This window comes from Tabrizicola sp. TH137 (assembly GCF_002855575.1).
Classification (GTDB): Bacteria; Pseudomonadota; Alphaproteobacteria; order Rhodobacterales; family Rhodobacteraceae; genus Paragemmobacter.
In genome coordinates, this window is record NZ_PKRQ01000002.1 from 185351 (window position 1) to 199503 (window position 14153).

Below are 14153 nucleotides of genomic sequence, written 5' to 3' on the forward strand. Positions count from 1 at the left end.
CGGGCCGTGGCGCAGGGATGGGGCCAAGGGGGGGCTGGCGTCCAATGCAAATCCTGCATGGGCCATGCGGGGGGCGACGCGGGAGGGGGGCGGGATCAGGCGCTGGAGGCGGCCAGCGCCTGCCAGAGCGCATCGACCTGCGGCCCCAGCGCGCGGCGCGGGCGGAAGGCGCAGATGTCGAGGGGGAGCGCCCAGCCAGGGCCGCCGATGGGGGTGATGAGGGCGGCGGCGGCGGGGTCCACCGCGCTTTCGGGCAGCCAGCCCACGCCATGGCCTGCGACGATGACCTCTTTCAGTACATCGGACATGTCGCATTGCACGGCCATGCGATAGGCGGGGCGATCCTCGCTGCGGGAGAGGACATGTTCGAAGAGATCGGCGAAATAGGCGCGCTGGGCATAGGCGATGAGGGGGAAGGGCGCGCTTTCGGTGCCGGGAAAGCCGAAATCACCTGCGGAAACAGCGGCATAGGGTTGGAACCTGTCGCCGCGCAGGCGGAGGCGGTCATGCTGGGCCAGACCTTCGTGCAGGGGTTGCGCCGGGCAGTCATGGGCCAGCAGGATATCGGCATCACCGGCGAGGAAGCGGGCGGTCACCTCGGATGTGGTGCCGACGAGGACCGAGAAACTGCTGCGCCGGGTGGGGCCGAGCAGGCCGAGCAGGCGGCGGAAATCGCTGCGGGCCAGCACATTGGTCATGGCGAGGCGGATCTGGCTCATCACCTCGAATTGCGAGGAGCGGATGGCGGCGCGGGCGGAAAGCAGGCGATCGACGGAGGTGGCGGCCTCGTCCAGGAAGTGCTGGCCCGCCTCGGTCAGGCGGACGGGTTGCGAGCCTTTGACCACCAGCGCGGTGCCGAGCCAATGTTCAAGCGATTGAATACGCCGGGAAAAGGCGGCCTGCGAGAGATTGCGGAACTCGGCCGCACGGGTGAAGTTGCGCAATTGCGCAAGGGCGAGGAAATCCTGAAGCCAGCGGATATCCATACCGTTCCCCCCCTTGCGTCACCGGTGGCGCATCCTGCGACGGAACGGGGCGCAGGGGAAGGCGGGTCAGGTGAAGCCGTGGCGGAGGAGGACGGGGCGACCTTCCACCTCGGCCAAAACGCGGCTGTCGGGCCAGACGCGGAAGAAGACCGTGGGGCCGATATCGGTGGCAAGGCGCGGCGGCGGGGCGAGGAGGCGGGCGGAGGCGAGGGCGAACCAGCCACCCTGGGCAAGCGCCATGGGGCGAAGGCCAAGCTCGGCAAGCTGCGCGGCGTCGAGGGTGGCGCAGCCCATCGCCTCGATATCCACGAGGCGTTGGGCGGCAAGGTCCCAGACGGGTTCGCCGATGGACAGTTCCTCGATCCGGCAGAGATCATCGGGGGCGGGCCCGATGCGGATGCGGAGGCCTTGGGAAAACATCGTCACTTCAACGGCTTGTGCCGTGTCTTTGGACGGCTGCGCGAAGGTTTCGGGGGCGGGGGCGCCTTGCGGAGGAAGGAAGCCCATGGTCAGCGCCCCTGACCCGCGAAGAGCGGCCGCGCAGGGACGACAGACGGGCCGCAACAGGCGACGGAAGGCACCAGCACAAACATTTCACACCCCGGCAGCTTGGGCACATCGTTACACGGTTTCCGCCCATGTCGCGCCGGCCCCCACCGGTTTGCCACGGTCTTGCCCGGCCGAGGCGCGGGCGGGGCCTGCGGAGGACCCCGATTGCCAAAGTTTTAGCGAAATGCCGCCATCTCGCAAGCCTGAAGGCGGCGGTGGCGGGCGGGAAAGGACCAATGGGCATTGGCGGGGATGAAAGATCGGGCAATGGAAACGATGACCCGGAGGCGGGGCCGAGCGTTAACCAGTTTGGCGACGCGACGGCAGAAAGATGATTCGGGGGATATGGCGGGGTTGGCGCTGCGGGACGGCGGGCCGCATCCTGTGCCGCAAACTGTGCCGCAAACTGTGGCCACGCAGCGCGCGCTGGAGGCGGGGATGGGAAAGCATCGTTGATTTTGCGTGAAGACCGCCGGGGACGGGAGGCGCATGCGGCCTCTGCCCGCCACTGCGGCAGGGTCGGGGCGGGCTGCCTGTTTTTGCGGCAGACGAATTTTTTTGACCGATGGGTAAATTCGGATAACGCTGGGTCAAGCGACAAGCGCCGCGCGGGATTGCTAACTGGCGACGGCGAGAGCACTGGGGAGAGACATGCTGGACCTGCTGGTGAGGGCGGGGCGTCTTCCTGACGGGAAGACCCCGGTCGATATCGGGATGAAGGGCGGGAAGATCGTGGAGATCGCCCCCCGGATCGAGGCTGGGGCGGCCCGCGTGATCGAGGCGGGCGGGCGGCTGGTTGCGCCGCCCTTTGCCGACCCGCATTTCCATATGGACGCGACGCTAAGCCTTGGTCTGCCGCGGCTGAACCGGTCTGGCACGCTGTTGGAAGGGATCGCGCTGTGGGGGGAGTTGAAGCCGCTTCTGACGGTGGAGGCGGTGAAGGCGCGGGCGCTGCGCTATTGCGATCTGGCGGTGTCGCAGGGGCTGTTGTCGATCCGCAGTCATGTGGATGTCTGCGATGACCGGCTGACGGCGGTCGAGGCGCTGCTGGAGGTGAAGCGCGAGGTTGCGGGCTATATCGACCTGCAACTGGTGGCGTTCCCGCAGGACGGGCTGTTCCGCGACCCGACGGCGGAGGCGAATCTTCTGCGCGCGCTGGACATGGGCGTGGATGTGGTGGGCGGCATCCCGCATTTCGAGCGCACGATGCAGGCGGGGGCGGAGTCGGTGCGGCGGCTCTGCGAGATCGCGGCGGAGCGGGGGTTGCCCGTCGATCTGCATTGCGACGAAAGCGACGATCCGATGAGCCGCCATATCGAGACGCTGGCGGCAGAGACGGTGCGGCTGGGATTGCAGGGCCGGGTGGTGGGGTCGCATTGCACATCCATGCATTCGGTGGACAATTACTATGCGTCCAAGCTCATCCCTCTGATTGCAGAGGCGGGGCTGCATATCGTGCCGAACCCCCTGATCAACATCACCTTGCAGGGGCGTTCTGACACCTATCCGCGGCGGCGCGGGCTGACGCGGGTGCCGGAACTGCGGGCGGCGGGGGTGAATGTGGCCTTCGGGCAGGATTGCACGATGGACCCGTGGTATCCGCTGGGATCGGCCGACATGCTGGAAGTGGCGCATATGGGGGTGCATGCGATCCCCATGACCTCGCGCGAGGCGATGGGGTGGAGTTTCACCTCGGTCACCGTGAACGGGCATCTGGCGATGGGATTGCCGGACCCGACGCTGCGGGTGGGCGGGCCTGCGACGATGGTGGTGTTGCAGGCGCGCGACCCGATCGAGGCGGTGCGGATGAAGGCCACGCGGATCGCGGTGATCCGGGCGGGCCGGGTGATCGCCGAGACGGCGCCGCGTCTGGCGCGGCTGGATTTGCCGGGGCGTCCGGCGGGGATCGACCCTGCGGATTACGCGCCGATGGCGGAAGACTGAAAAGAAACGTCACAACAAGGGGAGTATCGACATGAGATTTTCAACGACGCGCCGGACCCTGCTGATGGGGGCTGCGGCCACGCTGGCGCTGCCCGCCTATATCCGCCGGGCACAGGCCCAGACGGCGGTGAAGGTGGCGGGGGTCCATGCCTCGCCGGTGGAAAACGCCTGGAACTCGCGCATCCATGCCGCGATGCAGGCGGCGGCGGCGGATGGGCTGATCGAATACGAGTTTTCCGAAGGCGTGGCCGCGACCGACTATCCCCGCGCGATGCGGGAATATGCGGAAGGCGGGGCCAAGCTGATCTGGGGCGAAAGCTATGCCGTGGAGGCCGAGGCGCGCGCGGTGGCGGCGGATTACCCCGAGACGGCCTTCCTGATGGGATCTTCGGGCGGGCCGGAGGGCGACAATTTCGGCGTCTTCGGCACGCGCAACCATGAGGCGGCCTATCTGGCCGGGATGCTGGCCGGGAAGATGTCGACGACGGGGACCTTCGGATCGGTCGGCGGCTATCCGATCCCGGAGGTCAACCTGCTGATCAACGCTTTCCGCATGGGCGTGAAGGAGGTGAACCCGGAGGCGAAGTTCCTGAACGGCTTCATCGGGGCGTGGTTCGATCCCGCGAAAGCCAAGGAAGCGGCGCTGGCGCAGATCGACGGCGGGGCAGATATCCTGTTCGGCGAACGGATCGGCACGGCGGATGCCGCGCAGGAGCGGGGGGTGAAGGCGATCGGGTCACTGATCGACTATACGCCGCGCTATCCGGGGACGGTGTTCGCCAATGCGATCTGGAACTATCGCCCGACCATCGAGGCCATCGTGGCCGATGTGGTGGCGGGGCGTCCGGTCGGGCGGGATTACACCGAGTATTCCTTCATGAAGTATGGCGGGAACGAGTTGATCTTCGTGGCCGAGGAAGTGCCCGCCGATGCGATCCCCGCGATGGAGGAGAAGAAGGCCGCCATCGCGGCGGGAACCTTCGAAGTGCCGATCGACGCCAACGAACCCGCCTAAGCGTTGCAGGACGCGACTTCCCTTGCGGGCGCCATCGCCTCGGGTGCCGTGACGGCATCCGGGGTGATGGAGGCTGCACGGGCGGCGGCGGATCGTTTTGGCGCGGTGGTGCGGGTGGAGACGGTGGCGGGGCCCATCGGGGCGGGGCCCTTTGCCGGGGTGCCCTTTCTGGGGAAGGACCTGGGATCGGGGGCGGCGGGGTTGTCACCCGTGGCGGGATCGGCGGCCCTGGCGCGGCGGCGGGTCGATCAGGCGGCGGATAGCGATCTTTTCGCGCGGTTCCGGGCGGCGGGGCTGGTGCCTTTCGGGCTGACGCGGGTGCCGGAATTCGGGCTGGCGCTGACTTCGGACCCTTGCGTGAACCCCTGGGACGCGCGGCTTTCGCCCGGTGGATCGTCGGGGGGGGCGGCGGCGGCGGTGGCAGGGGGCATCGTGGCCATCGCTCATGCCACGGATGCGGCAGGGTCGATCCGGGTGCCTGCGGCCTGTTGCGGGCTGGTGGGGTTGAAGCCCACGCGCGGCGCGGTGCCGATGGGGCCGGATCAGGGCAATTGGCTGATGGGGCTGGCGAGCGAGCTGGTTCTGGCGCGCACGCTGCGGGATGTGGCGGCGGCCTTTGACGCGGTGGCGGAGCCTTGGGCCGGGGGGCGGGCCTTCGCGGCGGAGCGGGTGGCGGTGGTGGTGCCGGAAGGCTGCGCCCCGGCGCAGGTGGCCGGGGTGGAGGCGGTGGCCGGGGTGCTGCGCGGTTTCAGGATCGCGGTGGAGCGGCGGGCCTTTCCGGCAGCGCTGGCGGCACGGGCGGAGCGGGTGGCGCGGGGGGTGCTGGCGGCCTCGCTGGCGGAATGGATGGGGTTTCTGGGGGTGTCGGGCGCGGAGATCACGCCCATCGCGGCGGCGCTGATGGCCGAAGGGCGGGCGATGACGGCGGCGGAGCTTTTTGCGCTGAGCCGCGAAATGGCCGTGCTGACGGCGGGGTGGGAGGACTGGATGGCGGGGGTCGATGCGGTGATCTCGCCCGTCCTGCGGGATGGGGTGCCGGAGGTCGGGTCTTTCGACATGGGCGGGTGGGATGTGGCCGCCCATTTCGCGCGGATGGGCGCGGTGGCGCCGGGGGCGGCGCTGGCCAATGCGGCGGGTTTTCCGGCGCTGGTCGTGCCGGTGGCGGGGGCCGTGGCGGGAGCAAGGGTCGGGGCGGGCATCCCGGTGGGGGTGCAGATCGCGGCGCGGGCGGGATGTGACCGGGGGCTTCTGGCGCTGGCGGCGCGGGTGGCGGGGGATCTGCCTGCGGTAACCTATCCTTTCGACATAGCGGGGCATCCATGACGGGCGGGCCGGTTCTGGAACTGGAGGGGATCAGCAAGCGCTTTGGCGCGCTGCTGGCCAATGACGGGGTGACGCTGTCCCTGAAGAAGGGCGAGGTGCTGGCCCTGCTGGGGGAGAATGGCGCGGGCAAGACCACGCTGATGAACATCCTGTTCGGCCATTACGCGGCGGATGCGGGATCGGTGCGGGTGATGGGGCGGGCGCTGCCCCCCGGCCGGCCGCAGGCGGCCATCGCGGCAGGGGTCGGGATGGTGCATCAGCATTTCACGCTGGCGGGCAATCTGACCGTGCTGGAGAATATCGTGATCGGGTCGGAGTCCCTCTGGAAGGTGGGGATGAACCGGGACGGGGCGATCCGCAAGATCGAGGATCTGTCGCGGCAATTCGGCCTGCCGGTCGATCCGATGGCGCGGGTGGGCGATCTGTCGGTGGGCGAGCGGCAGCGGGTGGAGATCCTGAAGGCGCTCTATCGCGAGGCGCGCATCCTGATCCTGGACGAGCCGACGGCGGTGCTGGCGCGGCCCGAGGCGGAGCAGTTGTTCCGCATCCTGAAGGGGATGGCCAAGGGGGGGCTGTCGATCCTGTTCATCAGCCACAAGCTGCATGAGGTGATGGGGGCCTCCGACCGGGTTGTCGTGCTGCGGCAGGGGCGGGTGGTGGCGGAGCGGGTGACGGCGGAGACGACCCCGGCGGAACTGGCCGAGCTGATGGTGGGGCGCGCGGTGGCGCGGCCCAGGCGCGAGGCGCATGCGGCGGGGGCGCCGGTGGTGGTGGCCAAGGCGCTGCGCGTCAGCCAGGGCGGCGGCATGGCGCTGGACGGCGTGGATTTCGAGGTGAGGGCGGGGGAAATCCTTGGGATCGTCGGCGTGTCGGGGAACGGGCAGGCGATGCTGGGGCGGGTGCTTTCGGGCCTTGCCCGGCCCGACGGGGGCAGCCTGACCTTCGAGGGGCGCGACATCGCGCGGATGACGCCCCGGCAGGCGGTTCGGATGGGGATTGGCCGGGTGCCGGAGGATCGCCATGCCGAGGGCGTGGTGGGCGATCTGGCGGTCTGGGAAAACGCGGTGCTGGAGCGTCTGCGGGATTATGCGCGCTTCGGGTTCGTGAAGCGGCGGGCGGCGATGGCCCATGCCGCGTCGCTGATTGCGCGCTTTGACATCCGGGGGGCCGGGCCTGCGACGCGGACAAGGGCGCTGTCGGGGGGGAATATGCAGAAGCTGATCCTGGGGCGGAACCTTGCGGCGGGGCCGCGCTTCCTGCTGGCGAACCAGCCGACGCGGGGGCTGGATGAAGGGGCGATTGCGGCGGTGCATCGGGAATTGTTGCAGGCAAGGGCCGAGGGGGCGGCGATCTTGCTGATCTCCGAAGACCTCGATGAGGCGGTGGGGCTGGCGGACCGGTTGCAGGCCATTGTGAAGGGCAAGCTGTCGGCCCCCATCGCGGCGGAGGCGGCGGATGCGCGCAAGCTGGGCCTGATGATGGCGGGTGTCTGGGGGACGGCGGATGCGCATTGAACGGCGGGAGGAGGTTTCGGTCGCGGTCCTGATCCTTGCGCCTTTCGGGGCGGTGCTGGGGGCGTTGGTCCTGTGCGCGGGGCTGATCGCCATGGCGGGGGTGAGTCCCTGGGTCGCCTATGGCGAGATGCTGCGCGGGGCCTTCGGATCGCGGCTGGCGGTGACGGAGACGCTGACGCGGGCCTCGCCCCTGATCCTGACGGGGCTGGCGGCGGCGGTCGCCTTCCGGGCGCGGCTGTGGAACATCGGGGGGGAGGGGCAGTTCTATATGGGGGCGCTGGCGGCGGCGGCGCTTGGCCATTCGGCGGTGGTGGGGCTGCCTTTGCCTGCGGCCTGGGCGGTGATTGCGGGGGGCGCGATGGCGGCGGGGGCGGTGCTGCTGCTGATCCCGGCGCTGCTGCGGCTGCGGTTCGGGGTGGATGAGGTTGTCACCACGCTTTTGTTGAATTTCGTGGCGCTGCTGTTCGTCGGGCTGATGGTGGAGGGGGTTCTGAAGGACCCGATGGCCTTTGGCTGGCCGCAGTCGGTGCCGGTGGCGGCGGGGCTGCGGTTGCCCGATCTGGTGCCGCGGTCGCGGCTGCATGTGGGGCTGGTGCTGGCGGTGGTGGTGGCGGGGATACTCTGGCTGGTGCAGGCGCGGACGGTCTTTGGGGCCGAGACGCGGGCGGCGGGGTTGAACCCGGGGGCGGCGGCCTTTGCGGGCGTGCCGATCACGGCGACGCTGGCCAAGGTGGCGATCCTCTCGGGCGGGCTTGCCGGGCTGGCGGGGGCGATCGAGGTGCTGGGGCCGGTGGGCTATGTGACCACGACCATGTCGCCGGGATTCGGCTATGCGGGGATCGTGGTGGCCATGCTGGCGGCGCTGCATCCGGCGGGGGTGGTGGCGGCCTCGGTCTTTGTCGCGACGGTCTTTGTCGGGGCGGATGCGATGAGCCGGGCGACGGGGGTGCCGTCCTTCATCGCGGATGTGATCATGGCGGTGGCGCTGCTGGCGATGCTGGTGGCGCTGCTTTTTGCGACCTATCGGGTGCGGACATGACGGTGGCACTGGACATCCTGATGACGGCGAGCCTGTGGGAGGCGGTGCTGCGGATTGCGACGCCGCTGATCTTTGGCGTGCTTGGCGCGCTGATCTGCGAGCGGGCGGGGGTGTTGAACCTTGGCATCGAGGGGATCATGACGCTGGGGGCCATGGTGGGGTGGCTGACGGTCTATTGGGGCGGCGATCTGTGGACCGGGCTGGCGGTGGCGGTGCTGGCGGGGATGGCGATGGGCTGGCTGCATGCGATGCTGACCGTGCCCCTTGGCCTGTCACAGCATGTGTCGGGGCTGGGGATCACGCTGCTGGCTTCGGCGTTGGCCTATTACCTTTACAGGTTATGGGTGGAGGTGGGGGACCTGCCGCCGACCATCGCGCCGTTCCAGCCGCTGGCGATCCCGGGTCTGTCGTCGATCCCCTTTCTGGGCGAGGCGGTCTTTACCCAGATGCCGCCCACCTACCTGGCGCTGATCCTGGTGGTGCTGGTGGCCTGGTTCCTGAACCGGACGCCGGCGGGGCTGGCGCTGCGGATGACGGGGGAGAACCCCCATGCGGTGGAGGCGCAGGGGTTGAACCCGCATCGCATCCGCATCTGGGCGGTGATGGCGGGGTCGGGGATGATGGCGCTGGGCGGGGCCTTCCTGACGACGGCGGCCTTCAACAGCTTTTTCCCGACCATGGTGCAGGGGCGGGGCTGGATCTGCATCGCGCTGGTGGTCTTTGCCTCGTGGCGGCCGGGGAAGGCGCTGCTGGGGGCGCTGCTTTTCGCGCTGTTCGACGCGTTCCAGTTGCGGTTGCAGACGGTGGTGGAGGGGGTGCCCTATCAATTGTTCCTGATGGCGCCTTATGTGCTGTCCATCCTGGCGCTGGTTCTGGTGGCGCGGCGGGCGCGGGTGCCGGAGGCGTTGATGCAGCCCTATCGGCGCGGGGAGCGCTGAGCCGCGCTGCGGCCGCCCGGCGGGGGCGACCTGTCGGGGGCTGCTTAGGCGGGGCCTAAGCACTGGCCAAGAAATCGCGTGTTTCTGCGCGCCGCGCGGTCGCCTAAGCAGGGGAAGGGCCGGTGAGGCCGGGGCAGACAGGAGGATGCGCGATGGCGGTCGAGTCGGTCGAGACGCTGGTGATCGGGGGCGGGCAGGCGGGGCTTGCCATGAGTGCGCATCTGGCCAAGGCGGGGCGCCCGCATCTGGTGGTGGAACGCGCGCGGATCGCCGAACGCTGGCGCACGGAGCGGTGGGATTCGCTGGTGGCGAACGGGCCGGCCTGGCATGACCGCTTTCCCGATGCGACCTTTGCCGATATCGACCCCGACAGCTTTGCCGGGAAGGACCGGATCGTCCGCTATTTCGAGGAATTCGCAGCGCAGATCGCGGCGCCGATCCGCTGTGGGGTGGAGGTGACGTCGCTGACGCGCGGGGCCGGGGGCGCGGGGTTCCGCGCCGTGACGCAGGACGGCGTGATCGAGGCGCGGAATGTGGTTGTGGCCACGGGGCCGTTCCAGAAGCCGGTCTTTCCGGCGATGATCCCCGAGAGCGCGGGGGTGATGCAGATCCATTCCAACCATTACCGCAATCCGGGGCAATTGCCGGAGGGCGCGGTGCTGGTGATCGGGGCGGGATCGTCGGGCAGCCAGATCGCGGATGAGCTGCTGCGGTCGGGGCGCGAGGTCTGGCTGTCGGTCGGCCCGCATGACCGGCCGCCGCGCGCCTATCGGGGGCGCGATTTCGTCTGGTGGCTGGGCGCGCTGGGCAAATGGGATGCGCGGGCGCAGACACCGGGGATGGAGCATGTGACCATCGCCGTCAGCGGGGCGCAGGGCGGCCATACGGTGGATTTCCGGGACCTGGGCAATCGGGGGATGCGGCTGGTGGGGCGGACGGCGGGCTTTGCCGAGGGGCGGCTGTCCTTTGCCCCCGATCTGGCCGAAACGATTGCGCGGGGGGATGCGAATTACCTCTCTGTGCTGGACGAGGCGGATGCCCATGTGGCGCGCGAGAGGCTGGACCTGCCGGAAGAGCCGGAGGCGCGGGTGATGCAGCCCATGCCCGCCTGCGTGACCGAGCCGGTCCTGTCGCTGGACCTGAAGGCGGCGGGGATTTCGGCGGTGATCTGGGCGACGGGCTATCAGCTTGATTTCGGCTGGATCGGCTTTGACATCTTCGATGCGCAGGGGCGGCCCCGGCATCAGCAGGGGATCACCGAAGTGCCGGGGCTGTGCTTTCTGGGCCTGCCCTGGCTGACGCGGCGGGCCTCGCCCTTCATCTGGGGGGTCTGGCATGATGCGGCGCATCTGGCGGCGCATCTGGAGGCACGGCTGGCCGCCGAGACGGTGTGACCGGAGGGCAGGGCTGCCCTCCGCCATATCTCAGGTGATGGTCGCCGGGTGGCGACGCGGGATCATTCGGCGCGGGTGAGGAAATCGGACGGGTCGGTGCCGCCGCCGGGTTCTTCATCGACCGGGGTTTCATCGACGGGCTCTTCCTCGGTCGGGACGGGCGTGTCCACCGGAGGGGTGGCCGTCACCACCGGCGGGTTGCTCGGGCCGTCCGTATCGCTGTTCGGGACGGTGGCGGGAATGGTGGCCGTGGCGCCGACAAGGTTGCCGGCCAGATCCGGGCAGGTGGCTTCGGCTTCCAGCAGGATATCGGCGAAGTCGTCGCGGGCCTGGATGCGGGCGGCGATATCGGCATCGAAGGGGCCGTTGGCGAGCACGAGGCAGATTTCGGCCGGCAGAAGGGCCGGGCGCAGTTCGGCCTGGGCCGCAACCGGGATCGCGGAGAGGCCGAGGACGGCCAGAAGGGCCAGGTTCCGGGCAAAGGGAGGCTGGGCAAGGGGCATCGAAAAACTCCATCAACAGGTATGCGCCGGAGGCGCGGGAGGGGGTCACATTCTTAAGAATGGTTAATAGCCTTATGGCGGTCAAATTCCGGCCATGTAAATGGTCTGTTCCGGCCTCATTTTGACCATAATTGGCGATTGCTGCCGCGACTGTTGCATGGATGCCGTGCCGGGGTCGCATGGGACACAATCATGGGTTGTGGGTTGTTCCGGCCCGGTTGACGCTGCGTTTCGCAGCCGTGGCGATTCGCGGAGAGTCGTTGCGCAGGCCGCTTGGCGGGCGGTGCCTCGGGGGGTGCGTCAGGCGCGGCAGAGGCTGGCGATGGCGGCGCGGGCGGCCACTTCCATCGGGCCGAGCGTGGCGCCAAGGAGGCGGATTCGGTCGAAGGCGGCAGGGTCGGCGGCGAGGGCGGCGCGCAGGGCGGCCCCGAAGGCCATGCGCAATTCGGTGCCGATATTCACCTTGGCGAGGGTGGTTTCGCGGGCGAGGCGGCGGCGCAGCGGCAGGGGAAGGCCCGACCCGCCATGCAGGACGAGAGGAAGCCCCGGCGCGGCGGCCATGATGGCGGCGAGGCGGGCATCGTCGATCTCGGCCCGTGCCTCGGTCATCAGATGGGTGTTGCCGATGGAGATGGCGAGAGCGTCGATGCCCGTCTCGGCGGCGAAACGGGCCACCTCGGCGGGATCGGTGCCCTGCGAGGCGGCGCCTTCGGCATAGCCGACATAGCCCAGTTCCGCCTCGACCGAGATGCCTGCGGCATGGGCCAGCGCCACGATTTCGGCGGTGCGGGCGATGTTTTCCGACAGCGGCAGGGCAGAGCCGTCATACATGACGGAGGTGAAGCCGCAGTCGATGGCGCGGGCGCAGGTGGCAAGGTCCTCGCCGTGATCCAGATGGGCGACGACGGGGACGGAGGCGCCTTCCGCCAAGGTGCGGAACATGGGCCCGAGAACGGAAAGCGGCGTATGGGCGCGGCAGCCGGGGCCGGCCTGAAGGATGACGGGGCGACCCTCGGCCTCGGCCGCGCGGGTGAAGGCGACGGCATCTTCCCAGCCCAGCACGACAAGGCCCGCGACGGCGGTGCCGTCGGTCAGGCAGGGGGTGAGGACGTCGCGGAGGGTGGCAAGGGTCATTTGAACTTGGCGATCATGTCCTTGATGCCGGGGATCGTGTCGATCTGATGGGCATGGCTGGGCTGGAAGAACTGCACGAGCGAGCGCTGCGTTTCGCCGGCGAGGATGGTGAAATAATACATCTCATATCCCGGCAGGACGCAGCAGGGGTGATAGCCCTTGTCGATGGCGATGGTGGAGCCGTCCACGATATGGAAGGCGTCGCCGGGTTGCCCATCCTCGCGTTGCAGCATCTGGAGGCCCGAGCCGTGGGGCGGGTTGAAGCGGAAGTTGTAGACCTCGTCATGTCTTGTTTCGAGCGGCAGGCGGGTCGTGTCATGCTTGTGGCTGGGAAAGCCGGACCAGCCGCCCGCGCCGACGGTGTAGAGTTCCGAGACCAAGAGGCGGCCCACGCGGCCGTGGTATTTGGTGCCGAGGATATGCTTGATCTTGCGGTGAGTCTTGGTGTCGTCGGACCCATATTGCACGGGGTCGATATCGGCGGCGCGGATGGCGAAGGGGGTATGCACCTCATCCGAGCGGGCGCCGGCGATGAAGACCTCGGCCCGGTCGGATTGGCAGGTGATCGTGGCGGGGGTTCCGGTGGGGACATAGACGCCTTCGGGTTCGCCATCCCAGACATTGGCGCGGCGGAGGCCGATGGTTGGGAAGGTTTCCGCCCCTACGGCCACGTCGATGGTGCCGGTGGCGGGGACGAGGCAGGTTTCGTAGCCGGGGACGTGGGAGGTGAAGACCTCTCCCTTCGTCAGATGGACGATGTTGAAATAACACAGCGGCACCAGCGGGTGGTCGGCCCCGATTATGGGCTGGTTATGGTTGTCGTGCGGGGCGATATGCATGGGTTATCCCTGATGGCGGCGGAGGAAGGCGTCAAGCCTGGCGGTATCCGGCGAGGCCGGGGCGCAGCCCACGCCGGAGACGATGATAGCGGCGGTGGCCGCGCCGCGTTTCACGGCGGTATCGAGGGGGGCGCCCTGGGCGAGGGCGGCGAGCAGGCCGCCCATGAAGCCGTCGCCCGCGCCCGTGGGTTTCAGGGCGGCGACGGGGAAGATGGGCGTGTCGAAGCTGTAATCGGCGGTATGGGTGGTGCTGCCCTGCGGCCCGCGCTTGTAGATGGTGAAGAGCGCGCCCTGCCGGGCGAGGTGGCGGGCAAGGGCGGGGCCTTCGGCATGGCTTCCGGCCAGGAGACCCCATTCGTCGTCATTGCCGATGGTGATGTCGCAGGCCTGCGCGGCGGTGAGGCAGGTCGTGGCGGCCTCGTCGCGGGAGGCCCAGCTATAGGCGCGATAATCCACGTCGAGGACGGTGATGGCGCCCGCGGCGCGGGCGCGGGCCAGGGCGGCAAAGGCGGCGCTGCGCGAGGGATCGCGGGCCAGCGCCGTGCCGGTGACGACGAGGGCGGCGCAGGGGGCGAAGTCCACCTGCGCGATGTCTTCGGGCGAGAGCGCGAAATCGGCGGCACCGTTGCGGTAGAGGACGGTCTGGCAGCCTTCGGCGCGGGTTTCGGTGAGGGCGAGGGACGTGCGTGCCTCGCCGGAGACGGCGCGGAGATGGGTGGTGTCCACCCCATAGCGGGAGAGTTCGGCGGCGCAGAAGCGGCCAATGGCATCGTCGGAGACGCAGGAGATCAGCATGGCCTCTGCGCCTTGGCGGGCCAGCGCCGCCGCGATATTGCCGGCCGAGCCGCCGATGGAGGTGGTGAAGGCGCGGGCCTCTTCGATGCGCGTGCCGGGAGGATCGGCGTTCAGGTCCATGCCGACGCGGCCGAGGACGGCAAAGCGATTGAGCGACATGCGGTGCCAGAGGCGTTGCAT

At 69.2% G+C, this 14153-nt stretch carries 13 protein-coding genes; 7 read left to right on the plus strand and 6 right to left on the minus strand.

What is annotated here, in order from left to right; genetic code table 11:
• Positions 1-95: 95 nt before the first annotated feature.
• Positions 96-986, minus strand: a complete 891-nt coding sequence (locus tag C0V75_RS06285) for a LysR family transcriptional regulator (RefSeq protein ID WP_101920070.1) — start codon at positions 984-986, stop codon at positions 96-98.
• 66 nt (positions 987-1052) lie between these two features.
• A complete protein-coding gene (locus tag C0V75_RS06290) occupies positions 1053-1493 on the minus strand; it encodes a hypothetical protein (protein WP_101920071.1) in 441 nt (146 codons plus the stop codon).
• Between the two features lie 693 nt (positions 1494-2186).
• Between C0V75_RS06290 and C0V75_RS06300 the strand changes: the two genes are divergently transcribed.
• From C0V75_RS06300 to C0V75_RS06330, 7 genes are all read left to right on the plus strand, one after another.
• Positions 2187-3479: an amidohydrolase family protein gene (locus C0V75_RS06300; protein WP_101920073.1), complete on the plus strand. Its 1293-nt coding sequence runs from the start codon at positions 2187-2189 to the stop codon at positions 3477-3479.
• Positions 3480-3510: 31 nt separating this feature from the next.
• The gene (locus C0V75_RS06305) at positions 3511-4494 is read left to right on the plus strand and encodes a BMP family protein (protein ID WP_101920074.1); all 984 of its coding nucleotides are present in this window, start codon (positions 3511-3513) and stop codon (positions 4492-4494) included.
• 3 nt (positions 4495-4497) lie between these two features.
• Positions 4498-5817, plus strand: coding sequence for an amidase family protein (locus C0V75_RS24035; RefSeq protein ID WP_101920075.1), 1320 nt, complete (start codon positions 4498-4500; stop codon positions 5815-5817).
• A complete protein-coding gene (locus C0V75_RS06315; protein ID WP_101920076.1) occupies positions 5814-7331 on the plus strand; it encodes an ABC transporter ATP-binding protein in 1518 nt (505 codons plus the stop codon). Before C0V75_RS24035 ends, C0V75_RS06315 begins: the two co-directional genes overlap by 4 nt.
• Positions 7321-8370, plus strand: coding sequence for an ABC transporter permease (locus C0V75_RS06320; protein WP_101920077.1), 1050 nt, complete (start codon positions 7321-7323; stop codon positions 8368-8370). The genes C0V75_RS06315 and C0V75_RS06320 overlap by 11 nt, the downstream gene beginning before the upstream one ends.
• On the plus strand, positions 8367-9308 hold the full coding sequence (locus C0V75_RS06325; protein ID WP_101920078.1) for an ABC transporter permease: 942 nt from the start codon (positions 8367-8369) through the stop codon (positions 9306-9308). Before C0V75_RS06320 ends, C0V75_RS06325 begins: the two co-directional genes overlap by 4 nt.
• Before the next feature lie 152 nt (positions 9309-9460).
• Positions 9461-10702 (plus strand): NAD(P)/FAD-dependent oxidoreductase, encoded by a 1242-nt coding sequence (locus tag C0V75_RS06330; RefSeq protein WP_101920079.1) that lies wholly within the window; start codon positions 9461-9463, stop codon positions 10700-10702.
• A 62-nt stretch (positions 10703-10764) separates the two neighbouring features.
• Here C0V75_RS06330 and C0V75_RS06335 read toward each other — a convergent pair whose 3' ends face one another.
• From C0V75_RS06335 to iolC, 4 genes are all read right to left on the minus strand, one after another.
• Positions 10765-11205, minus strand: coding sequence for a hypothetical protein (locus C0V75_RS06335; RefSeq protein WP_101920080.1), 441 nt, complete (start codon positions 11203-11205; stop codon positions 10765-10767).
• A 300-nt stretch (positions 11206-11505) separates the two neighbouring features.
• Positions 11506-12339, minus strand: a complete 834-nt coding sequence (locus C0V75_RS06340; RefSeq protein WP_101920081.1) for a class II fructose-bisphosphate aldolase — start codon at positions 12337-12339, stop codon at positions 11506-11508.
• Entirely contained in the window at positions 12336-13178 is an 843-nt protein-coding gene (locus tag C0V75_RS06345) for a 5-deoxy-glucuronate isomerase (RefSeq protein WP_101920082.1), read from the minus strand. Before C0V75_RS06345 ends, C0V75_RS06340 begins: the two co-directional genes overlap by 4 nt.
• A 3-nt stretch (positions 13179-13181) precedes the next feature.
• Positions 13182-14153 (minus strand): 5-dehydro-2-deoxygluconokinase, encoded by a 972-nt coding sequence (gene iolC / locus C0V75_RS06350; RefSeq protein WP_101920083.1) that lies wholly within the window; start codon positions 14151-14153, stop codon positions 13182-13184.

What these genes read in the sequence shown, in the direction of transcription:
- C0V75_RS06285 (WP_101920070.1), bottom strand. Translation starts at nt 986, where the DNA reads ATGGATATCCGCTGGCTTCAGGATTTCCTCGCCCTTGCGCAATTGCGC.
- C0V75_RS06290 (WP_101920071.1), bottom strand. Translation starts at nt 1,493, where the DNA reads ATGGGCTTCCTTCCTCCGCAAGGCGCCCCCGCCCCCGAAACCTTCGCG.
- C0V75_RS06300 (WP_101920073.1), top strand. Translation starts at nt 2,187, where the DNA reads ATGCTGGACCTGCTGGTGAGGGCGGGGCGTCTTCCTGACGGGAAGACC.
- C0V75_RS06305 (WP_101920074.1), top strand. Translation starts at nt 3,511, where the DNA reads ATGAGATTTTCAACGACGCGCCGGACCCTGCTGATGGGGGCTGCGGCC.
- C0V75_RS06315 (WP_101920076.1), top strand. Translation starts at nt 5,814, where the DNA reads ATGACGGGCGGGCCGGTTCTGGAACTGGAGGGGATCAGCAAGCGCTTT.
- C0V75_RS06320 (WP_101920077.1), top strand. Translation starts at nt 7,321, where the DNA reads ATGCGCATTGAACGGCGGGAGGAGGTTTCGGTCGCGGTCCTGATCCTT.
- C0V75_RS06325 (WP_101920078.1), top strand. Translation starts at nt 8,367, where the DNA reads ATGACGGTGGCACTGGACATCCTGATGACGGCGAGCCTGTGGGAGGCG.
- C0V75_RS06330 (WP_101920079.1), top strand. Translation starts at nt 9,461, where the DNA reads ATGGCGGTCGAGTCGGTCGAGACGCTGGTGATCGGGGGCGGGCAGGCG.
- C0V75_RS06335 (WP_101920080.1), bottom strand. Translation starts at nt 11,205, where the DNA reads ATGCCCCTTGCCCAGCCTCCCTTTGCCCGGAACCTGGCCCTTCTGGCC.
- C0V75_RS06340 (WP_101920081.1), bottom strand. Translation starts at nt 12,339, where the DNA reads ATGACCCTTGCCACCCTCCGCGACGTCCTCACCCCCTGCCTGACCGAC.
- C0V75_RS06345 (WP_101920082.1), bottom strand. Translation starts at nt 13,178, where the DNA reads ATGCATATCGCCCCGCACGACAACCATAACCAGCCCATAATCGGGGCC.
- iolC (WP_101920083.1), bottom strand. Translation starts at nt 14,153, where the DNA reads ATGCAACGCCTCTGGCACCGCATGTCGCTCAATCGCTTTGCCGTCCTC.